Origin of the sequence: Arthrobacter phoenicis, from assembly GCF_047238215.1 — a bacterium.
Lineage (GTDB): Bacteria > Actinomycetota > Actinomycetes > Actinomycetales > Micrococcaceae > Arthrobacter.
In genome coordinates this window covers 1,112,886-1,138,960 of sequence record NZ_JBDFMK010000001.1, presented here as the reverse complement: position 1 = coordinate 1,138,960, position 26,075 = coordinate 1,112,886, and the positions used below count along the sequence as shown (strand labels likewise).

The 26,075-nt window shown below is 68.5% G+C and carries 22 protein-coding genes and 1 tRNA gene; 14 read left to right on the top strand and 9 right to left on the bottom strand.

What is annotated here, in order from left to right; translation table 11 throughout:
- Window positions 1–62: 62 nt before the first annotated feature.
- Together ABC337_RS05220 and ABC337_RS05215 are read right to left on the bottom strand one after the other, a co-directional pair.
- Window positions 63–4,607 (bottom strand): ExeM/NucH family extracellular endonuclease, encoded by a 4,545-nt coding sequence (locus tag ABC337_RS05220; RefSeq protein ID WP_412884879.1) that lies wholly within the window; start codon window positions 4,605–4,607, stop codon window positions 63–65.
- A 457-nt stretch (window positions 4,608–5,064) separates the two neighbouring features.
- Entirely contained in the window at window positions 5,065–5,613 is a 549-nt protein-coding gene (locus ABC337_RS05215) for a TspO/MBR family protein (RefSeq protein ID WP_412884880.1), read from the bottom strand.
- 592 nt (window positions 5,614–6,205) lie between these two features.
- Here ABC337_RS05215 and ABC337_RS05210 point away from each other — a divergent pair.
- Window positions 6,206–6,898 carry a PAS and ANTAR domain-containing protein gene (locus ABC337_RS05210; RefSeq protein WP_412884881.1) on the top strand — a complete coding sequence of 231 codons (693 nt, stop codon included), beginning with the start codon at window positions 6,206–6,208 and terminating at the stop codon, window positions 6,896–6,898.
- Here the strand turns inward: ABC337_RS05210 and ABC337_RS05205 are convergent.
- The gene (locus ABC337_RS05205; RefSeq protein WP_412884882.1) at window positions 6,834–7,547 is read right to left on the bottom strand and encodes a TetR/AcrR family transcriptional regulator C-terminal domain-containing protein; all 714 of its coding nucleotides are present in this window, start codon (window positions 7,545–7,547) and stop codon (window positions 6,834–6,836) included. The two genes, ABC337_RS05210 and ABC337_RS05205, sit on opposite strands and share 65 nt — an antisense overlap.
- A 208-nt stretch (window positions 7,548–7,755) precedes the next feature.
- Here ABC337_RS05205 and ABC337_RS05200 point away from each other — a divergent pair, with 208 nt between their 5' ends.
- Window positions 7,756–8,013, top strand: a complete 258-nt coding sequence (locus ABC337_RS05200) for a hypothetical protein (protein WP_412884883.1) — start codon at window positions 7,756–7,758, stop codon at window positions 8,011–8,013.
- A 150-nt stretch (window positions 8,014–8,163) separates the two neighbouring features.
- Here ABC337_RS05200 and ABC337_RS05195 read toward each other — a convergent pair whose 3' ends face one another.
- Both ABC337_RS05195 and ABC337_RS05190 read right to left on the bottom strand, forming a co-directional pair.
- Window positions 8,164–8,874, bottom strand: coding sequence for an EAL domain-containing protein (locus ABC337_RS05195; protein ID WP_412884884.1), 711 nt, complete (start codon window positions 8,872–8,874; stop codon window positions 8,164–8,166).
- 243 nt (window positions 8,875–9,117) lie between these two features.
- Window positions 9,118–9,205 (bottom strand) — tRNA-Ser (locus ABC337_RS05190).
- Between the two features lie 154 nt (window positions 9,206–9,359).
- Here ABC337_RS05190 and ABC337_RS05185 point away from each other — a divergent pair.
- The 7 genes from ABC337_RS05185 (at window position 9,360) to ABC337_RS05155 (ending at window position 15,888) form a co-directional block, all read left to right on the top strand.
- A complete protein-coding gene (locus ABC337_RS05185; RefSeq protein ID WP_412884885.1) occupies window positions 9,360–10,343 on the top strand; it encodes an NAD(P)H-quinone oxidoreductase in 984 nt (327 codons plus the stop codon).
- A gap of 131 nt (window positions 10,344–10,474) precedes the next feature.
- A complete protein-coding gene (locus ABC337_RS05180; protein ID WP_412884886.1) occupies window positions 10,475–11,008 on the top strand; it encodes a PadR family transcriptional regulator in 534 nt (177 codons plus the stop codon).
- Between the two features lie 156 nt (window positions 11,009–11,164).
- Complete coding sequence (locus ABC337_RS05175; RefSeq protein ID WP_412884985.1) at window positions 11,165–13,456, top strand: carbon starvation CstA family protein; 2,292 nt, start codon at window positions 11,165–11,167, stop codon at window positions 13,454–13,456.
- A gap of 11 nt (window positions 13,457–13,467) precedes the next feature.
- Entirely contained in the window at window positions 13,468–13,659 is a 192-nt protein-coding gene (locus ABC337_RS05170) for a YbdD/YjiX family protein (RefSeq protein ID WP_412884887.1), read from the top strand.
- 169 nt (window positions 13,660–13,828) lie between these two features.
- Window positions 13,829–14,476 (top strand): bacterial proteasome activator family protein, encoded by a 648-nt coding sequence (locus tag ABC337_RS05165; RefSeq protein WP_412884888.1) that lies wholly within the window; start codon window positions 13,829–13,831, stop codon window positions 14,474–14,476.
- A gap of 6 nt (window positions 14,477–14,482) precedes the next feature.
- Window positions 14,483–14,929: a hypothetical protein gene (locus ABC337_RS05160; protein WP_412884889.1), complete on the top strand. Its 447-nt coding sequence runs from the start codon at window positions 14,483–14,485 to the stop codon at window positions 14,927–14,929.
- Window positions 14,930–15,042: 113 nt separating this feature from the next.
- Window positions 15,043–15,888, top strand: a complete 846-nt coding sequence (locus ABC337_RS05155; protein ID WP_412884890.1) for an aldo/keto reductase — start codon at window positions 15,043–15,045, stop codon at window positions 15,886–15,888.
- 170 nt (window positions 15,889–16,058) lie between these two features.
- Here the strand turns inward: ABC337_RS05155 and ABC337_RS05150 are convergent, their stop codons facing one another.
- Window positions 16,059–16,256: a hypothetical protein gene (locus ABC337_RS05150; protein ID WP_412884891.1), complete on the bottom strand. Its 198-nt coding sequence runs from the start codon at window positions 16,254–16,256 to the stop codon at window positions 16,059–16,061.
- Window positions 16,257–16,294: 38 nt separating this feature from the next.
- A complete protein-coding gene (locus ABC337_RS05145) occupies window positions 16,295–17,290 on the bottom strand; it encodes a hypothetical protein (protein ID WP_412884892.1) in 996 nt (331 codons plus the stop codon).
- Between the two features lie 72 nt (window positions 17,291–17,362).
- On the opposite strand from ABC337_RS05145, the gene ABC337_RS05140 reads away from it, so the two are divergent.
- Window positions 17,363–17,836, top strand: a complete 474-nt coding sequence (locus ABC337_RS05140) for a hypothetical protein (protein ID WP_412884893.1) — start codon at window positions 17,363–17,365, stop codon at window positions 17,834–17,836.
- On the opposite strand, the gene ABC337_RS05135 is transcribed toward ABC337_RS05140, so the two are convergent.
- Window positions 17,796–19,079, bottom strand: a complete 1,284-nt coding sequence (locus ABC337_RS05135; RefSeq protein ID WP_412884894.1) for an MFS transporter — start codon at window positions 19,077–19,079, stop codon at window positions 17,796–17,798. The two genes, ABC337_RS05140 and ABC337_RS05135, sit on opposite strands and share 41 nt — an antisense overlap.
- Before the next feature lie 104 nt (window positions 19,080–19,183).
- Here ABC337_RS05135 and ABC337_RS05130 point away from each other — a divergent pair, with 104 nt between their 5' ends.
- The 3 genes from ABC337_RS05130 (at window position 19,184) to ABC337_RS05120 (ending at window position 22,214) form a co-directional block, all read left to right on the top strand.
- On the top strand, window positions 19,184–20,287 hold the full coding sequence (locus ABC337_RS05130) for a hypothetical protein (RefSeq protein WP_412884895.1): 1,104 nt from the start codon (window positions 19,184–19,186) through the stop codon (window positions 20,285–20,287).
- A gap of 89 nt (window positions 20,288–20,376) precedes the next feature.
- Window positions 20,377–21,600: a coiled-coil domain-containing protein gene (locus ABC337_RS05125; protein WP_412884896.1), complete on the top strand. Its 1,224-nt coding sequence runs from the start codon at window positions 20,377–20,379 to the stop codon at window positions 21,598–21,600.
- Between the two features lie 38 nt (window positions 21,601–21,638).
- On the top strand, window positions 21,639–22,214 hold the full coding sequence (locus ABC337_RS05120) for a M15 family metallopeptidase (protein ID WP_412884897.1): 576 nt from the start codon (window positions 21,639–21,641) through the stop codon (window positions 22,212–22,214).
- Between the two features lie 437 nt (window positions 22,215–22,651).
- Here ABC337_RS05120 and ABC337_RS05115 read toward each other — a convergent pair whose 3' ends face one another.
- Window positions 22,652–23,566 carry an Ltp family lipoprotein gene (locus ABC337_RS05115; protein WP_412884898.1) on the bottom strand — a complete coding sequence of 305 codons (915 nt, stop codon included), beginning with the start codon at window positions 23,564–23,566 and terminating at the stop codon, window positions 22,652–22,654.
- A gap of 1,295 nt (window positions 23,567–24,861) precedes the next feature.
- Between ABC337_RS05115 and ABC337_RS05110 the strand changes: the two genes are divergently transcribed.
- Entirely contained in the window at window positions 24,862–26,067 is a 1,206-nt protein-coding gene (locus tag ABC337_RS05110) for a tyrosine-type recombinase/integrase (RefSeq protein ID WP_412884899.1), read from the top strand.
- Window positions 26,068–26,075 lie beyond the last annotated feature (8 nt).

Genomic DNA, 26,075 nt, shown 5'->3' with positions numbered 1-26,075 from the left:
CCGCACTGGTGGTCCACCGTTCCGGCCGGGGCGGGGCGTGCCCGTTCCCGCCTGTCAGGGCATCAGCCCCGCAGGCACTTCTGGTACTTCACCCAAGCGATGCCGTACTTGACCCAGCCGGCCAGGTCGTACCACTTGGTCGGCGGCGCCGGGGCGGTGCAGACCGGTGCCGGCGGGGCGCTGGCCGCCACCTGCACCGCGGTCTTCACCACGGTGCCGGACTCGACTGCGGTGAGCACCAGGGTGCCGGTGCCCGCGGCCGCACCCGCGGGCACGGCGAGGTTGACCGAGGCGGCGCCGGCCGAGACCGGGACGGTGCCCAGCGCGGTGACCTTCCCGGCGGCGTCGGTGAACTCGGCCCGCAGCGAGGCGTTGACCGGGCTGCCAAGCGAGGTGAGGTCCAGCTTCGAGACCGCCAGGGTGATGGCCTCTCCGCCCTTGACCTCGGCCGCGGTGGTGTTGACCACGGCCACGGAACGGCGTGCGAAGTCCGGCGAGACGGGATTGTGCGCCTTCAAGTAGGCGATCCACGCGTCCCGGTCCACCAGCCCGGAGTCCTTCGTGCCGGCGCCGGCGGTGAAGATCCGGAAGTTGTCGCCGCCGGTGGCCAGGAAGCTGAACGTGCCGATCCGGTACGACTTCGCCGGATCGATCAGCCCACCGTTGACCCGGATCGCGGTGATCCGGTCCCCCGCGGCGCGGGCAGCGTCGTAGGTGTAGTTCACGTTCTTGGACAGGCCCAGCTGCTGGTAGGCGCGGCTGGGAACCGTGCCGTCCGGGTTGGTCTGCCATTGCTGCTCCAGCAGCGTCTTGAACTGCGCGCCCGTCAAGGTGGTGGTCCAGAGGTTGTTCACGAACGGCAGGACCGCGTTGGCCTCGGCGTAGGTGATGGTGCCGTCCGGGGCGTAGTACAACTCGTTGCGCAGGCCGCCCGGGTTCACGACGCCGATCTCGGCGCCCCCCAGTTCGGGTGCCTTCAGTGCGTCCACCAGCGAGTCGGCCACGAGGTTGCCCAGGGTGGACTCGCTGCTGCGGTCATCGCGGACGGCGGGGGAGCCGCCGAATGCGGTGGTGATATCCGCGGTGACCTTGCCGACCGGCTGGTTGCCGATCATGGCGGCGTCCGCGACGGCCTTGTCCACGATGGCCTTGACCGCGGCGACGCGCGGGTAGGCGGCGATCAGGTCTGCCCCCGGATCCGTGCTGCGCTTGACGTTGGCCGCCTTGTAACCGGTGACGGACATGGTCTTGGTGTCGATGGTGAGCTGGATCTGGCCGATGAACTCGCCGTAGTTGCCGGTCTGGACGATCGGGCGGGTCTTGCCGGTCGGCTGGCCCGCGGCGTCCAGGACCGGTGCGTCCCAGGCGTACTGCTTGTGCGTGTGGCCGTTAAAGATCGCGGCCACGTCCCGGCTGACCTTCTGGACCATCGCCGCGAACGGGCCGCCGGCGGCGACTTCCTGCTCCAGGGTGGCGCCTTCAGGCGCTCCGGACCCGGCGCCGTCGTGGTTTTCGACCACGATCACGTCGGCCAGCTTGTCCGCCTTGATTTTCGCGGCGGCCCGGTTGATGGCCTCGACCGGATCGCCGAACTCGAGGTCCGCGATGCCGGCAGGGGTGACCAGCGCCGGGACTTCCTGGGTGACGGTGCCGATCACGGCCACCTTGATGCCGTTCAGCTCCAGCACGGTGTACTCGGGCAGCACCGGCTCGGTGGTGCCCTTCTTGTAGACGTTGGCGCCCAGGTACGGGAACTTGGCGTTCGCGCCGCCGGCGATCACGCGGTCACGCAGGTCGGCCCAGCCGCCGTCGAACTCGTGGTTACCCACGGCAGAGGTGCGCAGTTCCAGGGTGTTGAGCACGTCGATGGTCGGCTGGTCCTTGGCCACCGCGGAGGCGAACAGGGAGGCGCCGATGTTGTCGCCGGCGGAGAGGAACGCGGTGGCGCCGGGGGCGGCGGCAGCGCGGAGCTTCTCGATGGTGCCGGCGAACTGCACGGTGTTGGAGTCGATCCGGCCGTGGAAGTCGTTGATTCCCAACAGGTTGAGTTCGACGCTGGCCGGGAGGGCCGGGTCGGCCTTCAGGTCCAGGCCCACCACCACGGGGTCGTGGTCGCTGGCGCGGAACTGGTTAGGGGCGTAGTAGTCGGTGACGTTGTTGTTGTAGCGGCTGTACTCCAGCGCCACGGATTCCACCGAGTTGATGTTCCAGATGTCCGCGCCGGTGACGGCCGCGTTGGCCGCCGGGGAGGCGAGGATGTGGTCCAGGGAGCCCACCAGGCCGCCGAAGAGATAGGAGTGCTTGGCGGAGCCGTCGGCGTTCCTGGCCTTCTCGTCCTGGTTGACGTACCCGGCGCCGGTGAGGACGTTGATCGGGTCCTCCTTGGCGTAGGAGTTGAAGTCGCCGACCAGGAAGACCTTGTCCGTGCCCTTGGACTTCTGCAGCTCGTCGGCGAAGGCCAGCAGGGACTGCGCCTGGGCGGTGCGGGCGAGGTTGGAGTTGCCCTGGCCCTTGTCCGTGTCGTCCGGGGTCGCGGCGGAGCCCTTGGACTTGAAGTGGTTGGCGATCGCGATGAACTTCTTGTCATCGGAGGCGCCGGCCGGCTTGAAGACCTGGGCCAGCGGCTTGCGGGCGCTGGCGAAGGCCACGGTGTCGTTGAGGATGATGGACTCGCCCACCGGTTCGGCGGCGGCCTTCTTGAAGATGAACGCGGTGCGGATCATGTCCTCGTCGGACAGCGGGGGCGCGTTGGCGGGGGTGCGGACGTAGTCCCAGATGCCGGGGGTGGCAACGTTCAGGGCGTCCACCAGGGTGGACAGGGCGGCGTCGCGGCTCTTGCCGAACTGGGCCGAGTTCTCCACCTCCATCAGGGTGACGACGTCGGCGCCGGACTTGGAGATCGCGGCAACGATCTTGTCCTGCTGGCGCTTGAAGTTCTCCGCGTTCGCGGCGCCGCGGACGTTGCAGCCGCCCTGGACGGTGATCGGGTTGCCGGCGCGGTCCTTGTAGAACGTGCAGCCGGCCACCTGGTCGCCGGTGGTGGAGAAGTAGTTCAGCACGTTGAAGGAGGCGAGCTTGAGGCTGCCGCCCACGGCCGCGGGGGCATCCGCGCGGGTGGCGCCGAAGCGGGCAGGCTGGACCGTGGCGGCGTTCGCCGGGGTCAGCTGGGTCAGCGGCTGGAACTTCCAGGCGTTGTTCGCGTAGCCCAGGACCACGTTGGTCGTGAACGTTACGGGGGAGCCGACGCGGACCGGGTCGGTGCCGGTCAGGTAAGGCAGCGGCTGGGCCTTGGCGGCGGCGTCCTTGAGGAAGTTGGTGGTGGCGCCGTCGTCGAGCTTGATGCCGCGTTCCGCGTTGGCCGCCACCGTGGCGGTGTAGTCGGCGGAGCCGTAGGGTGCGACGGCGGTGGGCTGCTCGAGCGGGGTGGTGCCCCCGGCCAGGCCGATCTCGCCGTACTGGTTCAGCGAGAAGTTGTCCGCCACCGTGACGGGGCCCTGCGGGGTCAGCAGCATGCCCTCGAGGGATTCACGGAACGCCTCGCTGGCAGGGAGGCTGAAGCCGGTGGCCTTGACCTCCGGGGCGGCCTCGGCCAGTGCGGCGATCCCCGTGGTGCCGGCGACGTTGAGCTGGGTCATGCCGTAGTACTCGGCGATCTCGCCGGTCACCTCGAGGTAGTCGCCGATCTTCACGGAGGCGACGGCGGCGGGGGCGTAGACGAAGATGCCGTCGGAAGCGGTGTGGTTGGCCGGGGTCAGGTCGCCGCCGGTGCCGGGGGTCTGCAGGTAGAAGCCGGAGATCCCGCCGGTGGGGTAGGCCGCGGTGACCTTGCCCCGGGTGGTGGCGGTGGTGCCGGTGAACGGGCTGGCCGCGCCGGTGCCCTGGATCTCGGCGATGGTGCGGTTCACCGGGGGAGTGCCCGGGGCCGGGTCGACAGGAGCGGCGGTGCCGTTGGTCGCGCCGGGGGTGATGACGGTGTTGAGGCCGAAGTCCGTCGCGTTGTTGTTGCTGTCCACACCGTTGGCGCGGTTGAGGCTGCGGACGTCGCCGGTGCCCGACGGGGCGGCCGCGGCCTGGCTCTCGAAGGTGTTCGAGCTGCCGTAGCCGAGGATGTCCGCGACGTTGGCGGGCTCGATCACAGAGCCGGTGCCCAGCGGGTTCAGGGCCGCCGGCTGCTTGGCCAGGATGATCGTGCCGCCGCCGACGGCGGGGTTGAACCCTGTGGCCGTGGCGTCCGCCGCGGGCAGATCCTGGCCGATGGCGCCATTGCTTCCGGCCTTGAGCAGGTAGAACCCCTTGGCCGCGATGGTGCCGGTGAGCGGCGCCGTCGAGCTGGGCGCCCCGGCGCCGGTCGCGGAGCGGTACTGGATGGACCAGCCCTCCAGGGATACGGGTGCGTCAGAGGAGTTGTACAGCTCCACGAACTTGTTCTTGTAGGCGGCTCCGGCGCTGCCGCCGCTGAGGTACGCCTCGTTGATGGTCACCGGCGATGTTCCGGCGGCAGCCGGCGAGACCTCCAGTGCTGCGGCCGGAACGGCTGTCAGCGGGGCGGCGATGAGCCCCGCTGACAGCGCGGTACCCAGCGCTGTTTTCCATGGTGTGATTTTCATTCGCTCTAACTCTCATGAAGATGCCCGGGTAAGGGCTGGGTGCGGTGTCCGGGGTTGTGGCCCCGCGGACGGGCCGGGCTGCTCCTGGTCAAGCAGGTCCCGGCACAGCAAAACAGGGGTGAATGAACACGGAGTGAATGACGTGAGCACTCGGCGGGGCGTTCCCCAGCGAAACGCCCAGCAGCCGGCGCGGAAACCCCACCAAAGGTGTCCCCGGCGACGGGTGTTGGTTGGTATTACGGTGCGTCCAGGCCTTTCCCCGGGCCCGGACACCCCAAAAGAGTACCGACCACTCTCCGCCGGGTCAGCGGGTGGCCGGTGCTGGTTAACGCAATTTTTCCAAAAGATTTACTTAGGGTTGGGACGCCGGGGCGCGCCGGAGAGCCGGCGCTCGCGGCCTGGCGGGCCGGGGTCCTGGGCGGTAAGTCCTGGTGAGGGGTCTGATGTGGCGGGGAGGTCAGTGCCGGCCGGGGTTCAGCCGGGCGATCGCGGCGGACAGGACCGTGGCGAAGCCGCACCAGAGCGGATAAGGAACCAGCGCGACGCCGGCGGTGCGGTTGAGCGTGTAGGTGCGGCGGGCGAGGTCGGCGCTGCTGAGTGCCAGCACCCCGGCCTCGGCCGCGGCCAGCCAGGGCTTCCGGGAGCGCCAGAAGAGCCAGCTCCACCCGGCGTTGAGTGCGAGATTGGCGGCCAGGGCGGCGCGGTAGGCGCGGATTGCCTTTTGCCGTTCCGCTGCGGCGGGTCTGCCGGACGGGCGGGCCTCGCCCGCCGTGGCCTCGTTGCCGTGGGCGCCCGCCGGGCCGCCGCTATTGAGGGCGACGGCGGAGGTCACCGCGATGTCCGCGTAGAGCGCGGTCCAGACAATCGGGAACGCCAGGGTGGGAGGCTGCCACTCCGGCTTCCGGAGCGTCGTGTACCAGCGGCTGTCCGGGGCCGTGGCCAGCCCGCCCAGGGCGGCGGTTGCGGCGGTGGCGGCGGCGGTCCACACCAGGGTGAGCGCTTTCATTGCGGTTCCTCGTTCCGTTGCGGGCGGCGTGGAACCAGACTAACGCCGCCGCTGCGACGGACAAAGGGACTGCGCAGGGCAGCCGGTGCGGGTTCCTGCCGGCACTACGGCGGCTCCGCGATGCACCGGCGTCGGGAGCTCAAAGATCCGTTTTAAACCCTTGGGCCGGCCGGTCCATTTTGTTACTCTGGGAAAGGTCATGCAGGCGGCCACTACCCAATGACGGGAGGGCCTGCCTGATGCGCCACTATCAACCGCGGGGCGCCGTCGTCGGCCCCGCCATCACCGGTGTCAGGTGCCGCCACGGCCCCTGAACCCTCTCTGGAATTCCCCGAACCTGTCACGCCGTACGCCCGGCGTCGGCCGTGTTTCGGATATGGGTGCGCCCCGATGCTATTGGGGGATGCATCGGGGCGCTGGTCGAAAGCATATCCCGGGGCGCATTGCAAGTCAAATGACCGCCGAGGCCCGGTGGAGGAAAGCGGAGTGTGGCCCGCAGTTATTGGGGGCGGGCCACACACCATTCCCGGTCAGGCCGGCGCCCCGGCTCCGCATCACGCGCGCCCGGCCTGGGACGAGAAGGAGGAAGGCTATGACCGAAACTCCTGGCTGCGCCTATGCCAGCGGGGTGAACGCCTCGGTTCTGCCGGCCGGGACCTTTGTGCTGGACGGGCCCACCCGGTGCATGTCCTGGTCCGATGAGCTGTACGCGATCCACGGGTATAAACGCGGCGAGGTCGTCCCCACGCTGGCTCTGACCCTGGCCCACAAGCACCCGGGGGACCTGCCCCGGATCGAGGCGGTCAGCGCCGAACTGTTCACCCATGGCGGCCATGTGGCCATCTATCACCGCATCATCGACGCCCAATCCCACGAACATCGGGTGCTGACGGCCGGCGAGGCAGTGCTCGACGACGCCGGCCGGCTCGCCAGCGTCTCGGGCGTCATGCTGGATCTCACGTCCACGATTCAGTGGGAAACCGAGCTCGCCGCGCGGGACGCCGTCCGCCGTGCCATGGCAACCCGGGGGACCATCGCCAAGGCAGAGGGCCTCCTGATGGGCAGGCTGGGCATTGGTTCCGATGAGGCCTTCAAACTTCTTACGTCCTTCAGTAATAACCGCAACGTCAAGCTCGCCGGGGTGGCGCAGGCGCTGGTGTCCCTGGCGGACAACCCTGCCGAGGCGCCGGCGCTCGGGGCCATGATCGATGAGCTCCGGCTCAGGAGGCGGGAGCCGGTTCCTGCGGCGAAAGCCGGGCGGCCAGGCCGGACAACAGGATTGTGAGCCCCTGATCCAGTTCCGCCTTGCCGTCATAGTCGACGAGGACAGCGGCCAGATTCCGGAGGTGCGGGAACTCCCGCGCCGGGAGCTGGTGGAGGCCCAGCTGCAGCAGCGCCTCGCTCTCCTCCGGGTCCACCACGAATTCCTGCAACTCGTTGAGGATGTGGCCGTAGAGGTAGCCGTAGTAGGCCCGGTACACGTGCAGGGCATCGCTCGGGGCGAACCCGGCCCCGACCAGCAGGGAGAGGATCCGCTCCAGCGGCCTGAGGGTGCCCCGCGGCCGCAGGCCCAGCGGCGTGGACAACGGCCGGGTCACCAGCAGGGGGACGACATTGGGGTGGCGCAGCGCCACCTCGCGCAGGCTATGGGCGATGCGCCGGAGGTGAAGCTGCCAGTCCGCGGTCTCGGGAAACGTTTCCAGCTCCTCGAATACCAACTCCGTCACCCCATCCAGCAGGGCGGCCCGGTTCTCCGCGTAGCGGTAGAGGCCCATGGGATCCCGGCCCAGCGCCTGGCCCAGGCGCCGCATGGTGAGCGCGTCCAGCCCCTCCTCATCGACCAGCCGGAGGGCCGCGGCGAGGACCAGTTCCCGGCTCAGCCGCGGCTTGGCGGCGGAGGACGACGGCGGGGAGGGGTTTTCCGCGGGGGGCATGGCGATCCGTTCGGATGGACCGGGAAGCCGGGGGCCACGCTGGTCCCCGGTGCTTTGCCCGGCAGGCTTGCTTCAACCCCAGTCTACGCGTACCGTCTACAGTGTAGAGAAGTTGAGGCTTCTCACCCGGGCGCCCCGTGCACGGCGGTCCGGTTCGCCGCTGCAGCCCTCGGCGGCACCACAGCACCCCAGCGGAAATGAGCCAACCATGGCAGATTCGCAATTTGACCAGTTCCTCCTCGAAGCAACCACCTCCGACGCCTCCGCAATGGCCGGCGTTGACCGTGACTGCCTTTACGGCGTCTACACCAGTTGGTGCTTCCTGACCCAGTCCGTTCCCCGGCCCGAAGACACCTTCTGGGCCGCGATGAGACAAAAACGCATCCGTCCCGGCCGCACGCCGCTCCGTATCAAGGGCCCGGCAGCCGCGGATTACATCATGTCCACCTACCCCGGAATGATCTAGGCATCAGCAGCTTGATCGATCTCCGGCGATAGCTACAGAGCATCAGAAAAGAGGGCCGCGGTCCGGCCGAATGGTCGGACCGCGGCCCTCTTTCGCGTGTACCGGCCGGTCCGAGGACGGGCGGTAGCACCTAGAGGCGCGACGGTGCTACTACGCGACGGCGGGAACCTCGTGCAGCTCGCGGACGGCGGGGAGTTCCTCGAAGGCGGGCTTGGCGAACCAGTACCCCTGGAAGAGGCGGATGCCTGCGTCCTTCAACATCCGGTACTCGGCCTCGGTTTCGATGCCCTCGGCCAGAACGTTGATATCGAGTTTTTCGGCGATGCCAACGATCCCGTCCACCACGGCCTGCCGTGCCGGGCTGGTGTCCACGTCGCGGAGGAGCTTCATGTCGATCTTGAGTAGGTCCGGCTGGAAATCCACCAGCAGGCCCAGTCCTGCATGCCCGGCACCGAAGTCGTCGATGGCGGTGGTGAAGCCGTGCTTGCGGTATTCGGTGATGATGTTCTGCAGGTGCGCGGTGTCGGCGACCTCTTCGTTCTCCGTGAACTCGAACATGATGGCCGACGTCGGGAAGTTGTTCCGCCGGGCCGCGGACAGCGTGGCACGCAGGCAGGCGGCCGGCTCATAGACGGCGTTCGGCATGAAGTTGATCGAGAGCATCAGGGGCTCGTCCGCGGGGAACAGGCGGGAGGCGAGCTCGATCGCCTTGACCCGGCAGTCCTGGTCAAAGCGGTACTTCTGTTCGGGGGAGACCTGGGACAGAACCGAGTAGGCACCCTCACCGGCGAGCCCGCGCACCAATGCCTCGTAGCCCCATACACGGCCGGCGACGGCGTCGTAAATGGGCTGAAAAGCCATGCTGAAATCGAAGTCGAGTTTCGAGGCAGTGCTGCAGCCGTCGCAGGGCATAGGGGCGTCCTTTCGTGGTTTAGGTCCACCGTAGGTCCACCGCCCCGGCTCACCCCGAAACCGGCCGTCCGCATTTTTCCGTGTCGGTGGCGTCCAAACCGGTCAAACGCCCGCCCAGGTACGGGAAAGGCCGGTGGCCGCAGCCTCTCAGCTGCGGCCACCGGCCTCGTGTTGCGCCCTGGGCGCATCCCGCGGAAGGTAAGAGATTCGAACTCTTGGTACGGGGTTACCGCACACTGGTTTTCAAGACCAGCTCCTTCGGCCGCTCGGACAACCTTCCCTCCCGCGTAGTCTTTCATAGTCGGCGGACGGCCACAAAAGTCTTGATGGTCGTCGCCGGTGTCCCCGCCGCGTCCTAGGCTGGGGGGCAGTGCACGTACGGCTGGCCGTAGCCGGCGGGCAGGCAAGACATCGGTGAAGAAGCGGAGAACTCCATGAAGGCTGTCTACATCTCAGAGCCCGGCGGACCGGAGGTCCTGGAGGTGCGGGACGTTCCCGCGCCGGTGCCCGGCCCCGGTGAGGTCCTCATCGACGTCGTGGCCGCCGGGCTGAACCGGGCGGATGTCCAGCAGCGCCGCGGGTTCTACCCGCCGCCCCCGGGTGCCTCGGAGATTCCCGGGCTGGAGGTCTCGGGCCGGATCGCGGGTTTTGGCCCGGGCGTCACCAAGCCCTTCTCCCAGGGTGACAAGGTTGTGGCCCTGCTGGCAGGCGGCGGCTACGCCGAGCAGGTCGCGGTACCGGCCGGCCAGGTGCTGCGCGTCCCCGACGGCGTCGACCTGGTCACCGCCGCGTCCCTGCCCGAGGTGGCGGCCACCGTGTACTCCAACCTCGTCATGACCGCCCAGCTGCGCGCCGGCGAGACCGTCCTGATTCACGGCGCCACCGGCGGCATCGGAACCATGGCCATCCAAATGGCCAAGGCGCTCGGTGCGCACGTGGCCACCACCGCCGGCAACGACGAGAAGGTGGGAACCGCCAAGGCCTTCCTGGGCGCCGACATCGCGATCAACTATGCCGAGGAGGACTTCCCGGCGAGCCTCAAGGCGCAGAACGGCGGCCACGGCGCGGACGTGATCCTCGACGTCGTCGGCGCCAAGTACCTGGCGAAGAACATTGAGGCGCTGGCGGACTACGGCCGGCTGGTGGTGATCGGGCTGCAGGGCGGGACCACCGCGGAACTGGACCTGGGGCAGCTGCTGCGCAAGCGGGCGGCGATCATCGCCACGTCACTGCGGCCCCGCCCGGTGGAGGAAAAAACCGTCATCATGGACGCGGTCCGCGACGCCGTCTGGCCGCTCCTGGTGGACGGGCAGATCCGGACGCTGGTGGCCAAAACCTTCCCGCTGGACCAGGTCCGGGAGGCCCACCGCTACTTCGACTCCGGCGAGCACATGGGCAAGATCCTGCTGGTGATGTGAGCGGAAACATGCCGTTCCGGGCATAGCCAGGCACACCACCGCGGGTGAATCACGATACTGTAATTCCATGCACGGTATACACGCGTCTTGGGGCGCGTGTATCCCGTCGCCCTGCTAGCGTCGGGTACACCATGTCTATCCGCCACAGCCTGCTCGCGCTGCTGCAGGACCGCCCCCGCTACGGTTACCAGCTGCGGACGGAATTTCACGAACGCACCGGCTCCGCCTGGCCGCTGAACATCGGGCAGGTCTACACCACCCTGGACCGCCTTGAACGCGACGGCATGATCTCCCGCGACGGCGACGACGGCGCAGGCCACATTCTCTACAGCCTCACCCCGGCGGGCGCCGACGAAGTGCAGACCTGGCTGCGGACCCCGGTGGGGCGCAGCAACCCGCCGCGGAACGAGCTGGCCATCAAACTCGCCCTCGCCCTGACCCTCCCCGGAGCGGACGTCGGCGGAATCATCCAGGCCCAGCGGGCTGTCTCCATCCGTGCGCTGCAGGAATACACCAGGGCCCGACGCGACGCGGCCGCCCAGCCGCGGCTCACCGACACCGCCCGGCTGCTGGTGCTCGACTCCCTGATCTTCCAGACGGAGGCGGAGGTGCGCTGGCTGGACCTCTGCGAGGCCCGCCTGATGCAGCTCACCGGCCCCGCCTGAGCCGCCGTTGGGCGCGGCGTCCTTACCGTCCGGCGATCGGTCCGGCGCGGCGTCGCCACCGGACCCCATTCGGACCGGCCCGTTGGTAGGGTGCCATGGGGCAGGTCTGACCATTGGCCTGTCCGATGGGTTTCTCAAGGAGGAGACATGGGCACCATGCCAGCTGGCAGGCCACAGACCGCTGATCCCGACGACGGCATCACGCCGGTTCCGGGGCTGCCGCCGACGGCCGTTGACGAGACCGTCCGCGAGGCGGAAGAACGCAAGTGGACCCCGGGGAAAATCGCCCTCTGGGCCGCGATCGCCCTGCTGGGCGGCGTCGCCTGGTTCATGCTGGCGATCATCCGCGGCGAGACGGTCAACGCGATCTGGTTCGTGTTCGCCTCCGTCTGCACCTATCTGATCGGGTACCGGTTCTACTCGAAGGTCATCGAGCGGTACATCACCAGGCCCAATGACCGCCGCGCCACCCCGGCCGAATACAAGGCCGACGGCAAGGACTACGTCCGCACGGACCGCAACGTCCTCTTCGGCCACCACTTCGCCGCCATCGCCGGCGCCGGCCCGCTCGTCGGACCGGTCATCGCCGCGCAGATGGGCTACCTGCCCGGCACCATCTGGATCATCATCGGCGTCGTCCTCGCCGGGGCCGTCCAGGACTACTTAGTCCTCTTCTTCTCCATGCGCCGCGGCGGCCGTTCCCTCGGCCAGATGGCCCGCGAGGAACTCGGCGTCATCGGCGGCACCGCCGCCCTGATCGCCACGCTGCTGATCATGATCATCATCGTCGCCATTCTGGCCCTCGTCGTCGTCAACGCCCTCGGCGAAAGCCCATGGGGTGTCTTCTCCGTCGGCATGACCATCCCGATCGCCCTGTTCATGGGTGTCTACCTGCGCTACCTCCGGCCCGGCAAGGTCATGGAAGTCTCCATCATCGGCTTCGTGCTCCTGATGGCCGCCATCATCGGTGGCGGCGCCGTTGCCGGTACCGAATGGGGCGCGGCGTTCTTCCACCTGGACAAGGTCACCATCGCCTGGGGCCTGATCATCTACGGCTTCATCGCCGCGATCCTGCCCGTGTGGCTGCTGCTGGCCCCGCGCGACTACCTCTCCACCTTCATGAAGATCGGCGTGATCGTCATGCTGGCGCTGGCCATCATCGTGGTCCGCCCGGAAATCACCGTCCCGGCCTTCAGCGAATTCGCCTCCCGCGACAACGGCCCGGTCTTCTCCGGCGCCGTGTTCCCGTTCCTGTTCGTCACCATCGCCTGCGGCGCCCTCTCCGGGTTCCACGCCCTGATCTCCTCCGGCACCACGCCGAAGCTGATCGAGAAGGAACGCCAGACCCGCCTGATCGGCTACGGCGGCATGCTGATGGAATCCTTCGTCGCGATCATGGCGCTGGTTGCGGCCATCTCGATCGACCGCGGCATCTACTTCGCCATGAACGCCCCGACGGCGCTGACCGGCGGCACCGTGGAAACGGCCTCGCAGTGGGTCAACAGCCTGGGCCTGGCCGGGGTCAACATCACCCCGGACGTGCTCGCCCAGACCGCCAAGGACGTGGGGGAGCAGAGCATCATCTCCCGCTCCGGCGGCGCCCCGACGCTCGCCGTCGGCCTGGCCCACATCATGCAGCAGTTCATCGGCGGCACCGCCATGATGGCGTTCTGGTACCACTTCGCCATCATGTTCGAGGCGCTGTTCATCCTCACCGCCGTCGACGCCGGCACCCGCGTGGCCCGCTTCATGCTGCAGGACTCGATCGGCAACTTCGTTCCCAAGTTCAAGGACCACTCCTGGCGGCCGGGTGCGTGGCTGACCACCGCCGTCATGGTGCTGGCCTGGGGCGCCGTGCTGCTGATGGGTGTCACCGATCCGCTGGGCGGCATCAACACGCTGTTCCCGCTGTTCGGCATCGCCAACCAGCTGCTTGCCGCGATCGCCCTCGCCGTCGTGCTGGCCATTGTCGCCAAGCGCGGGACGTTCAAGTACCTGTGGATCGTGGCGCTCCCGCTGGCTTTTGCGGCCGTCGTGACCATCACCGCCAGCTTCTACAAAATCTTCTCGCCGGTGCCGGCGGTGGGCTACTTCGCCCAGAACGCGGCGTTCGCCAAGGCCCTCGCCGACGGCAAGACCTCCTTTGGGACGGCGAAGACGACGGCGGCCATGGAGGCCGTGGTCCGCAACACCATGATCCAGGGCTGGCTTTCGGTGATCTTCGTGGTGCTGAGCATCATCGTCATCATCACAGCCGTGATCGCCGCCGTGAAGGCCTACCGCAATGCCGCCAAGGGCATCGCCAACGTCGAGTACGAGGACCCCGCGCAGCCGTCGCGCGTCTTCGCCCCGGCGGGCGTCATCCCGACCCCGGCAGAGCGGGAGCTGCAGGCCGAGTGGGACAAGCTGCCCGCCGACCGCCGGCTCGAACACTCCGCGCGGCACTAACGGAGCCGGCCATGAACGCACTCCTCACGGGCCTGCGCGGCTTCGCCGGCTACTTCAGCGGCGTCCTCGGGGCAGACGCGTACCGGAAGTACCTGGAACACCACCGGGATTCCGGGCACGCCGGAGCCCCGCTTACCGAGCGGGAATTCTGGCGGGACCACACGGACCGCCAGGACACCAACCCGCAGGGCCGGTGCTGCTAGCCCCGGGCCTGATCGACGACGGCGCCGCCGGGGAACCCCGTGTTCCCCGGCGGCGCTTTTGCGTGTCGCGGGCTTTGTTCCTGGTGGCGGGCGGCCGTGGGTGTGCGCGTGATGTGCCCCGGCGTCATGAAGCCCTTCCCAGCCCGGATCCGCGTGAGAGTATGAAGCCATGAGCGAGCCGACCGACGTGCAGCCCGGCGAGGAGACCCCCGTGGAGGGCATAGCCACCCCCGCAGGCACACCCGAGACCACGCTTCCGGACGGGTCGTCCGGCACCCAGACCCCCGAGGCGGCCGCACCCGGCCGGCCGCGCGGCAGCCACGTCCAGGATCTGGTGGACGAACCGGCGAAGGTCATGCGGATCGGGACCATGCTGAAGCAGCTGCTGGACGAGGTGAAGTCCGCCCCGCTGGACGACGCCGCCCGGGTCAGGCTCGCCGAAATCCACAAACGCTCCATCCGCGAACTCGAGGATGGGCTGGCCCCCGAGCTGGTCCAGGAACTGGAACGCATCCACCTGCCCTTCAACGAGAGCGGCGCCCCCTCTGACGCGGAGCTGCGCATCGCCCAGGCCCAGCTGGTCGGCTGGCTGGAAGGGCTCTTCCACGGCATCCAGGCCGCCATCGCCGCCCAGCACGCCGCCCGCGAACACGCAGCCGCCCAGATGCAGCTACGCCAGCTGCCGCCCGGCACCATGATCGCCCCCGGCGTCATCATCGGGGAGAACGGCGAACCGCAGCGGGCAGCGGAGCCGCGGCCGGGCGCGGATCCGGCCCAGCCCGCGGACCCGGACCACGGCCCGGGCCAGTACCTCTAGGGCGCCATGGGATTCTTCAGCGCCGCACGGCAGGGCCGCAAGGACGACGCCGAACTCGGCAAGGGCCTCTGGCGGCGCGCCCACGACCGCTTCGTCCGGGGCCTGGACCGCTACCACCAGGTCCTGGAAGGCGTCGAGGACGAAGCGCTGTACGGGGAACTCGTCGAGATCGCCAACGAACTCTCCGACCTGGCCGTCCGGGTCCGTGCGGTCTGCACCGAGGCCCAGCGCCGCTCGCCCAGCGAGGGCCTGGACATCCCGGGGAACCTCGCCGCGGTGCACCGGGCACTTTCCACGGCGGGGAACTCGCTGGCCATGACGGCGGAGGCTGCCGCGATGCTGCGCCTGGCCGTGGGCCCGGTCCCGGTCGGCGCGGCATCGGTGCGCCGGCGTGCCGAGAACGTCGTCGAACACGTCCAAGACGCCGAACGGCAGCTCGCCGCCGCCTCATAACGCGTTCCGTCTCCGCGCCAACGAAGGGGCGTAGGGATATTCCGGGTTAAGCGGCTAGCTTAGCCGCGCCCGCAACGCTGGTTTCCGGACCGAGGGCTTGGCAGGATACAACAATGACTTCTTCACCTGAACTGACTTTCAATGACGGCAACACCATCCCTCAGCTCGGTTACGGCGTGTGGCAGGTCGAGGACGACGTCGCAGAAAAGGTCGTAGGCCAGGCCTTCGAGGCCGGCTTCCGCCACATCGACACGGCCAAGATCTACGGAAACGAGGCCGGCGTCGGCCGCGCGATCGCCAGCTCCGGCCTGAAGCCGGAGGAAATCTTCATCACCACCAAGCTGTGGAACTCGGACCAGGGCTACGAATCCACCCTGAAGGCGTTCGAGGAATCCATGGACCGCCTGGGCCTGGAGACCCTGGACCTGTACCTGATCCACTGGATGCAGCCCAAGCAGCAGAAGTACGTGGACACCTGGAAGGCGCTCATCGAGCTCCAGAAGCAGGGCCGCGTGAAGTCGATCGGCGTCTCCAACTTCTCCAAGGAAGGCCTGCAGGAACTCATCGACGCCACCGGCGTCGTCCCGGCCATCCACCAGATCGAGCTGCACCCGTTCTTCAACCAGGCTGACCTGCGCGAGTTCGGGGCCGCCAACGGCATCCTCACTCAGGCCTGGTCGCCGCTGGGCCAGGGCGGAGAGCTGCTGGAGAGCGCTGTCATCAAGGAGATCGCCGCCAAGCACGATGCCACCCCGGCCCAGGTGGTCATCGCCTGGCACCTGGCCATCGGCAACGTCGTGATCCCCAAGTCCGTCACCGAGTCCCGGATCCGCGAGAACTACGCGGCCCTGGATGTCACCCTGGACGAGACCGACATCCAGGCCATCAACGGCCTGGACCGCACCGCCGAGGGTGCCGGCCGGATCGGCCCCGACCCGGCCGTGTCCGACTTCGCCTAAGCCGCGAAGCCGGCGGACCTCACCGCCTCGCAAGGCCCCTGCGGGCGTGACCACGTCACGTCCGCGGGGGCCTTTGCCGTGCCTGCTCCGCCGCTGATCGGCTGGCTCCTAAGCGGCGGGGCTCGGCCGGTGCCCAAGCGGCGGGGCTCTCCGGCGCCTGAGCGGCGGGCTTAGGCGGCGGCGCGGGCCGCCGTCGGGCGCACGACGTCGATGACCGCCCAGCCGTCCTCGTCCCGCACCTGGCGGCAGGCGAAACGCTCGGCGGATGCGGCGTCGTCAAAGGACTCGGTGCGGATCCGTCCGCAATCGCCGTCCAGATAGGTAACTTCCCAGTATTCGGCTGCTGCTGATGCCTGTTGCTGTTCCATGGAATTAAGTCTGCAACCGGCCTCTGACACTCACGCCGTTAGCCGGCCGGTGTGTCTCCCAACCGCAGGACACGCTCCCGGGCCAGGTCCTCCCGCCGGCGGTCCCGGTCCGCGGCACGGCCGGCCTGCCGGGCCGCCGTCACCGCGGACTCCCGTTGCTTCCGGGCCTCCCGCAGGCGTTCTTCCGCCGCCGCGAGTTCCTTGGCCAGCCGCGCCACCTCCGCGGACAGGGCCTCTGCCTGTTCGGCCGCTTCGTTCAGCGCCGCCGCCGTGCGGTCTTCCTCCCCGCGGCTGGTGAGTGCAGCCTCGGATGCCTCCTCCAGCGCGGCCTGGGCCCGCTCCAACGCGCTGGGGCCGGGCGGCCGCCGCTGTCCCACCGCGCGCAACCGGGGTTCAGACCGTTCCGTGGCTTTCGCCCCGGCGCCCGCCGCCTTTTCCCCCGAGGGCCGGGGCGCCCCCGTGGCTCCCTTCGGGCCGGCTTTCACCCCGGTCACGGGACCGGGCGCTCCGGGAACGGCCACGGCGCCGTCGAGGTCCACCACGTCGACGCCGTCCGCGCTCAGGGCGCGCAACAGCCGTCCGCTGCACACCGCGTCGGCCGCGCCCCGGTCCGCCGTCGCCGCCCGCAGCGTCTCCTCGATTTCCGTCGCGAGGGCGGCACTGATGGCGCGCCCCTGCTGGGCGGCGGCGTCCCGGGCGGCCTCTACGGCGGCCGCCAGCTGGGTCCGGCGCTCCCGTGCCAGGCTGCGCAGCGCGGCGGCATCGAGGCTGTCCTGCGCCCGGCGCATGGCGGTCCCCAGTTCCGCCAGGCCGGCGAGCAGCTCGGGGCGCTGGCGGGCCAGCATGTTCACCGCCCAGGCGCTGACGGAGGGCTTGGGCAGCGTCCGGACCTCCGCCGCCAGGGAGCGGCTCTCTGGGGTGCGTGCCGACGCGGCCAGCAGCTCCTTCGCGGCCGCGGCCCGCGCCGGGACAAACCCGTCGAACGCCGTGGCGTAGAGCCGCGCCGCGATGCCCGCCAGCTCGTCCGTTGACATGCAAGAATCATAGAAGCTCCGGCCCAATCGCCGGGGGCGCGCAGCGCACGTTCACCGTAGGAGAGCCCCCACGTGATTGAGATTGCCGGCCTCCCGGCCCACATCCTCCTTGTCCACGCCGTCGTCGTCCTCGGCCCCATCGCCGGCGTCGCGGCGATCGTGTACGCCGTAGCCCCCCGCTGGCGCCGGCTCCTGGCCTGGCCGCTGGCCGTGCTCTCGCTGCTGTTGGTGCCGGTGTCCCTGGTGACCGCGCAGGCCGGAGAGCAGCTGGAGAAGGCCCGCCCGGCGACCAAGTTGATCCGCGAACACGCCGAACAGGGCGACGTACTGAAGTACGTCTCGGTGATCTTCTTCGTGTTCGTCGCCGCGATGATCGTGGTCAGCTACGAACCGATCGGCCGCCGCTTCGCATTCCTGGGCAGCCTGCGGGAAAACCGCACCGTCCGGATCATCCTCCTCGTCGCTGGAGCCCTGGCCGGCGTCCTCTTCATCTACCAGACCATCGTCACCGGTCACTCGGGCGCGGTGTCCGTCTGGTCCCGCTGACCGCCGCCAGCAACAGCACCAGCGCCACGGCCTGAAGCGCGACGACGGACGCCACCAGCGCCGGCCGGAACGGGTAGAGCGCTCCGTACAGCGCCCCGCCCGCCAGCGCCCCCGCCCCCTCGAAGGCGGCGAACACCCCGTACGCCGAACCCTGCCGCGCCGCGGGGACGATGTCCGCGACCAGCGCCTTGACCGTTGAGTCCTGGATCCCGGTCGCGGCGCCCCAGACCGCCACGCCCGCCAGCGCCGGCCCGGCGGCCGGCGAAAGGGCCAGGACGGGCACCAGCGCGACGAGCACCGGCAGCACCAGCAGCACCGCCCCGCCGGCACGGTCGTAAAGGTATCCGCTGGCCAGCGCGCCGAGCGCCGCGGCGCCCATGGCGGCGGCGTAGAGCAGCGGCACCACGGCCACCGGGACATCGACCGCTGTGCTCAGGTGGAAGGAAATTACGCCGAACGCCACCAGCCCGGCGCTCCAGAAGAAGGCGCCGACGGCAAAGCGCAGGAAGACCGGCGAGAACAACGACGGCGCCACCGCGACGCCGGGACCGGCACCAGGGCCGGGTACCCGCCGGCGGAGCCAGACCAGGAGCGTCAGGGCAGCGACTGCGGGTATGGCCAGGACGGCGAACGCGGCCTGCAGGAGACCCGTCGCGGCCAGGACCGCGGCGACCAGCACCGGACCCAGCAAGGCTCCGACCAAATCCAGGGCCTTGTGGGCGGCGAACCCCCGCCCGCGGCCCACGTCCGCCGCTGCGGCAGCCAACAGCACCGTCTTGGCCGGGCTGCGGACGGCCTTGCCCACCCTGTCCGCGATGATCAGCACCGAAGCCGCGGCCAGTGCTGACGCTCCCAGACCTGGTGTCACCGCCAGCAGCGGCACGCTCACCACGGTCATGGCGTACCCGGCCACGGTGAAGCTCCAGTACCGCCGGGTGCGGTCCGCCCAGGGACCGAACACCACCCGCAGGCCCTGCGCCGCCGCCTCCGCTCCGCCGGTGACCAGCCCCACCACCAGCGCCGTCGCGCCGAGCTGGCCGAGCAGGGGGCCGGCGAGGGAACGGGCGCCGTCGGACACCAAGTCGGTGACCAGGCTGACTAGGCCGAAGCCCGCCACGGTGCCCCAGGCGCGGTTCCGCCGCGGAACGGGGCTGCCTCCCGGGGCCCGGTTCCTCGGCCGCGGGTGTGTCCCGCTCGTGGCGGCCGGTTGAGGATCCGGCGGGTCCGGTGCTGGGCCTTCCATGGCATCAGAATCGCCCACCGGGAGCCCGGCTACAAGGGCTCCCGTGCGGCGCGGCCGGGCTTACAGGTGCCGGGCCGCGGACGATGGTGAGAGTATGAGCAACGATGACTGAGCCCCAGAACCACTTTCCGCCGCCCGGGCACGATGCCGGGCCGCCGCGCGTCGCAGCCTGGCAGCTCGAGGAGATGACCGGCGGCCCGGACGGGGCAGCTTCCTGGTGGGAGGAGCAGGAGGCGCGCGCACCGCGGGAGTCCTTGGGGCGGCGGAGTTCCCGGGCCGCGGGCCGGGTGCTGGGGCTGCTGTTCCGGACCGTCGCGGTGGTCAGCGCCGCGGTCCTGATCGCCGCCGGCGCGTTGTACCTGCACGGTGACCTGTCGCCGTCCGGATTGTTGGGACGTTTCCTTCCCGGACCGGCGGGGCAGCCGCTGCCGAAGGCCGGCGCCGCACAGGGGGCCGCCCAGCCGCCCGCCGCCCCTGGAGCCGGTGCCGCTGACGGCGCGGCTCCTGCGCCGCGGGCCGTAACGGACCACCCGCCGGGAGGCCTGGAGGAAAATGCATCCCCGCTTGGTTCCCCGGCCCCGCTTGCCCGCACGTCGCCGTCGTACGCGTTCCTGCACAAGGGGGACGACGGCAAGCCCTACACCTACGACCCGTGCCGGCCGATCCACTACGTCACCCGCGCCGCCAACTCGCCCGCGGACGGGCCGGTGCTGATCCGGGAGGCGGTGGCCGCTGTCTCCCGCGCCACCGGGCTGGTCTTCATTGACGACGGCGCCACCGCCGAGGCGCCCGCGGCCGAGCACAAGTCCTACCAGCCGGAGCTGTACGGGAACCGGTGGGCGCCGGTGCTGATCGCCTGGGAGACGACGGCGGAGGAGCCGCGGTTCACGAACAAGGCCGTCGGCACGAACGTCATGGGCCTGGGCGGCAGCGAAGCCGTCAGCATCGGCAACTCGGGCTTCACGTATGTCAGCGGCCAGCTGGAACTGAACGGACCTGCGATGCAGGCCATGATCGGCCGCGAGGGTCCGGCACAGGCCCGCGGCGTGATCGAACACGAGCTGGGCCACGTGGTGGGACTGGACCACGTGCAGGATCCCTCGCAGCTGATGAACCCCACGGACTCGATCGGCGTGACCACGTACCAGGCCGGCGACCTCACGGGCCTGGCGGCGCTCGGCCAGGGTCCCTGCCGGCCTGAGATCTAGGCGGCGCAGGGCCCTCACGGAAGACGCCCAGCGCCGTCGAGTAGGCTCTGGTGCCTATGTGGGGTTCTACGTTCATGTTGAGGGTGCCGATGGGCAAAGCCTGCGCGGTGCTGACGGTCGCGCTGCTGGCCGCCGTGGCCGCCGCGCCGACGGCCGGGGCCGACGACGCGCCGCCCTCCGGCTACCCCTCGTGGGCTGACGTCCAGGCCGCCAAGGGCAATGTCGATGCGAAGGACGCCGAGATCCAGAAGATCAACGGCCTCCTGGACGGGTTGGAGCAACAGGCCTCCTCCCTGGGCGCCGCGGCGGTGCGGGCGGGACTGGACTACGCCGTGGCGCACAACAACCTCGAGGCCTCGACGGCGAAGCTGGCCTCCCTGAAAGAGAAAACCGCAGCAGCCCATGCCACCGCCGACAAGCTTCACCGGCAAACGGGTGCCCTCGCCGCCCACGACTACATGGGCGGGGCCACGGACCTCGGGCCGTTCTCGGTGATGGACACACTCCAGAGCAAGGACGGTCTGCAGAAGCTGGACGTCATGCAGTTCGTCGCCCAACGAACCACGGACCTGTACAACAACTCCCGCGCCGCCGAGGCGGCTGCGGCGTCCCTGGATGCCCAGCAGTCGGTTGAGCAGGCCGAAAATCAGCGGCTCGCCGATGACGCCCAGGCCAAGCTGGCCGCCGCGCAGGACGCCCAGCGGGCCACCCAGGAGAAAGTCGACGAGGAAACCAAATACAGCGGGACCCTCACTGCGCAGCTCGCAACCCTCAAGGACACCAGCGCCGCGGTTGAGCAGAATTTCCGCGCCGGGCAGGAAGCCCAGGCCGCCTACGAGGCCCAGCAGGAAGCCCGCCGGCAAGCAGCTGCAGCGGCAGCGGCAGCGGCGGCCAGGGCGGCTGCAGCGGCTAACGCTGCGGCGGCTGCGCGGACACCCGCGCCCGCGCCCGCACCTGCGCCGGCCCCGACAGTGGTGACCCCGGAGATTCCGGGCGGCGCCGTCAACGACCCCGCCGGTGCCCAGGCGTTCGCCTCCAGCCAGCTCGGCGCCCACGGCTGGGGTGGCGACCAGATGGGCTGCCTGGTCAAGCTCTGGAACCAGGAGTCGAGCTGGATGACCAACGCCACCAACCCTTCCAGCGGCGCGTACGGCGTAGCGCAGGCCCTGCCGCCGGAGAAATATTCGTCCACCGGATCCGACTGGCTGACCAACTACCGGACCCAGATTTCCTGGGGGCTCGGCTACATCGCCGGACGGTACGGGTCGCCCTGCGGCGCCTGGGACCACGAAGTGTCCAACAACTGGTACTGAGACGGACCGTCCCTCCGGACTCCGCCAGAATGATGAACATGCCTAGACCTGCCGAGAACCGTGTCAAGAACGTCACCGCACAGATGCTCCCGCACACGTACCGCGAGGGCTGTCCGGTAGTCCTGTCGGACCTCCGCGCGGTCAGCTTCGATCACCTCGGCTTCGACGACGCCGTCCACGAGGGCACACTCATCGTCCACCGGATGATCGCGGCGCCGATCCTGGAGGCGTTCACCGCCGCGCTGGAGATGGGCTTTCCCATCCGGCAGGCCATTCCGATCGACGATCCGGCCTTCAAAGGCGATGACTTCGTCTCCATGGCAGCCAACAACACCTCGTGCTTCAACTACCGCACGATTGCCGGCACTGACAGGGTGTCCATGCACTCGTGGGGACTGGCCGTGGACATCAACCCGGCGCTGAACCCCTACCTGGCCGAGGACGGAATCTGGTACCCGGACGACTCGAACGTGGACCGCAGCGCCCGGCCCGGAGTCTTCACTGCAGATCATCCCCTGACGGAAATCCTGCAAGGCCTGGGCTTCGACTGGGGCGGCTCGTGGGCCCAGCCGGATTTCCACCATTTTGAATGGCGCCAGGGACCGCCGGCCTGAATGGCTTCGGCCCGCAGGTCCCCGAGCTGCGGGTTACGTTCCTGCTCATTCCTAAGAATGCGCAACGGCCCACAGCACTTCGTTGTGGGGTCCCTCACCGGCGAGGCTGGCCACGAATTTGGATGGGGGAACGTGAGACAGCTTCATCGAGGACATAGCGGCTATCCATGGAGCTCGGCATTGGCCCATTCGGCCCACCTTCGTCCGGGCGCCTTCTGTGGCAGGACGTCGGACTCGATAGAGTCCACCTCGAAGCCTTCACCGTGCATCTCGGTGATCTCTTGGGCACCTGGGCCATGTGGCGGGCGGGGTGGAAGTTGGGCCGGAGTTTCACCAGATTGTCAGTGTGCCCTGCACTCATCGACGACCCTCCTGGGGGCCGCCAATGTGGCGGCCCGGCAGGAAGCAGCGGCGCTGCTGGCAGAGGTGTCCGCCCCTTAGAGGCCTGTCGTGCTGACGCCGTACTCGGCCTGCTCCGGGGTGAAGCCCTCAAAGATCAGCTGGTCGAGAAGGCTTGCCCGAGAGAACGATGTGTAGGCCAGGTAGCTCTTGGCAGATTTGGCCGCTTGTTCGTTCCAGTCGACTTTCACGCGGTCCACAGCCCAGGTCGAATCAGCGACGGAATACTTTTCAAAGACGAGCTGGTCAATCAGGCTCTTGCGGGAGAACGCCGTGTAGTCGAGGTAGTCCGCTGCTGCACGCAGGGCGTTCTGCTGGCTGAGGGTGCCGAGCTTAGCTGCAGCTTCAGCGTCGGCCTTGGCCTTCGCGGCAGCGGCATCAGCGTCAGCCTTCGCTTTGGCATCCGCATCGGCTTTCTCCTTTGCGGCGGCCGCGTCGGCGTCAGCCTTTGCTTTCGCATCAGCGTCGGCCTTGGCCTTCGCAGCCGCGGCATCAGCGTCAGCTTTTGCTTTGGCGTCAGCATCTGCTTTCGCCTTGGCAGCTGCTGCGTCAGCGTCGGCCTTCGCCTTGGCAACTGCCGGGTCCTCCGTCTTGGTCTCCACCGGGGCCGGGGCGGCTGCAGCCGCCACAGAGTTTTTCGCCGTGGCGGACGTCGTACCGGATCCGGCGCGGGCTGCAGAGTTGCCGATCAGGCTGAGCAGGATGACGCAGACGGTGATGATCAGCGCGAGCCTCTTGTGCCGGCCGTAACCCTCCAGCGGAAGCCCCTGCTTGTCCCGCGTCCTGTTGGTGAGTAGCAGGATGAGGTCGACGAGGGCCCAGATGCCAAGGCCGCCAAGGGTGACGAGCTTGAGGATGCCTGTTCCGACCTTGCCGAGGTAGAAGCGGTCGACACCAAGAACGCCCAGGAGGAGCGAGAGCAGCCATGTCGTCAGGAACGATTTCTGGCTCATTTGCGGCGGCCCGTATGAGTTCGCGGGCGGGTAGGGTGCGAGATACGGGGGCTGGCTCATAGGAGACCTTTCAGGAGACCCTTGGCCGGCGTGCTATGCGAACCGTGCAGGGTTAGTGCGGAGTTGGGCGCGCATGGACGTAGCGTCACGTGCAGTGCCGTCCGCAGTGGCGGCAGAGCGCCCCAGCCTACAGTCACAAGCATTTTGCTTCCCCCAGTAGCGTCGCGGGCGCAGGTGCCCGCAAAGCGGACAATACACTGAATCGACAAAATGGGAAGACCTAGTTCCTCAATTGGACTTTCGTCAACGGGGCCAACCCCCGAATGAATCGTAGCGCCGCGGCCTGGGGGAGCTGGCGCCGGCTGGCCGCACACATCACCCCCCCAAAATTTTGCTCCGGATCTGCTCGCCCGCGCCTTGCTATCGTCGGCGGCAAAGCTCGCATGACTCCTTTGTTCAGCGACACCTTTGAGCCCCTGCTGGGGCCAATGGGCGTCTGAATCTGGCTGGAACCCTTCAGTGGCGGCGCCAGTGCGGCCTGCACCCCCCCGCACGCCAACTGGCCCCAGCCCGGCTAAGGCGACTACCCGTCTTTGGCTGGATTGAGGCCGGACCACGTCTCACACAGCGCCGGGAGGGGCGGTAGGTGAGCGTTCCTACCTCCGCGGTTTCGCCCGTGTCATCGGGCAGCTCCGCTGCAGAGGCCCACCCGCCGTCGGCGGAGAACTAACCCGTGGGGCATCGAATTAATGGACGCCATCGGGGCTATGGCCAGCGCAATGCCGGAGCTTGCGAATCAACCTAGGACGAGCTTCCCGTGATTCGGTGGTCGCGGCCATAAGCCGCTTTAGAAGGGCCGGATCGGGCGCACAGTGGGCCCAATCACGCTCGGACGCACAGTGGACTCAATCACGAAGGATCATTACCGCGCTCTTGGGGTCCTGGGGCCCACGCATTGGGTGGGGTGTGGCGCATGGAGGACCTGAGAATTACAACGAGCGCGCCAGGCAAAAAGGGCCATAAGAGGCCCCCGGGCCGACCACCACAAAAGAAAAACCCCGCTCATTCCTAAGAATGGCGGGGTATTCAGAGCTTCCTATCAGAATCGAACTGATGACCTTTTCATTACGAGTGAAACGCTCCGGTAGACTTATGGCATGAGCTGCCCGAGAAAACCGCGGAATCTAGGGGTTTTTACATCTACGGAGTATGCACATGCATGAGCAAGGGTGCTCAGTAATGAGTACACTAATGAGTACACCCGACGTGGGTTGTCATTTCAGGGAGGAACTTCGTTGGCAAGAGGCAAGGGCGACGGCTCGCTATTCAAGGACTCCCGCGGGCTGTGGACGGTGCGGATCGAGCTGCCGCCGGGCCCAGGTGGAAAGCGCAGGCAGAAGGTCATCCGTCGGAAAGACAAGAAGGCTGCCGTGGCCGAGATGGCGGTGATCAAGAAGGAGCTCGACAAGCTCGGCGACCTGCCGACGTCGACTCTCACCGTAGAGAAGTGGCTCCGTCGCTGGATCGATGAGATCGCCCCAAACGAGATCCGGCCCAAGTCCTATGCCTCCTACAAGTCCACCGTTGACGGCTGGCTGATACCGACCCTGGGCAGCAAGAAGATCGATGCGCTCAATGCCGATCACGTGCGGCAGATGTTCAAGATCATTCAGTCCACCCCGAAGAGCCTCAAGCTGCGCGACACTGACCCGAAGGAGTGGCCGGCGGGCACAGTGATGGTCGGCGCTGACACTGCCATCAAGGCGCACGCCGTCCTGTCATCCGCACTGAAGACGGCCATGCGCGAGGGGAAGGCAACCCGCAACGTGTGCGAGATGGTCGACCCGCCCCGCAAAGCGAAGATCGAGCAGAACGCGCTCAGCACCGAGCAGGCAATCGAATTGCTCGCGCACCTCACGACACGCGACGACCGCGCACTGTGGGCGACCTACCTGCTCACCGGGGCCCGCCGCGGCGAGATCCTCGGCCTCGAAGCTGACCGGGTAACCGATCACCTTGACCTTTCCTGGCAGCTGCTCCGCATCACCGACATCAAGACGGCGCCGGCCGACTACGAGTACCGGCACCTCGAGGGCACCCTGTACCTGACGCGGCCGAAGTCGCAGTCCGGGTGGCGGATCCTGCCGGTCGTTGAGCCTCTGAAGTCGATCCTTGCGCTTCACATGCGCGGCCGGGGAGAGGGATTGATCTTCACCCGCAACGGTCGCCCGTGGGACCCGGACGGCGCCACCGAGGCGTGGGCGAAGCTCCTTGCCGAAGCGGGCCTGCCAGACGACATCGTGCTGCACGGCGCACGGCACACGGCCGTCGACCTTCTCGATGCTGCTGGCGTCGATTGGGACACGATCAAGGACATCGTCGGCCACTCCACCAAGAAGATGTCGCAGGCCTACAGGACCAAGGTCGACATGAAGCGACTGACCGGGGCCCTAGAACAGATGAGCAAGATGCTTGAGCCTGGCAAAGACGGGGGGATTTGAACCCCATC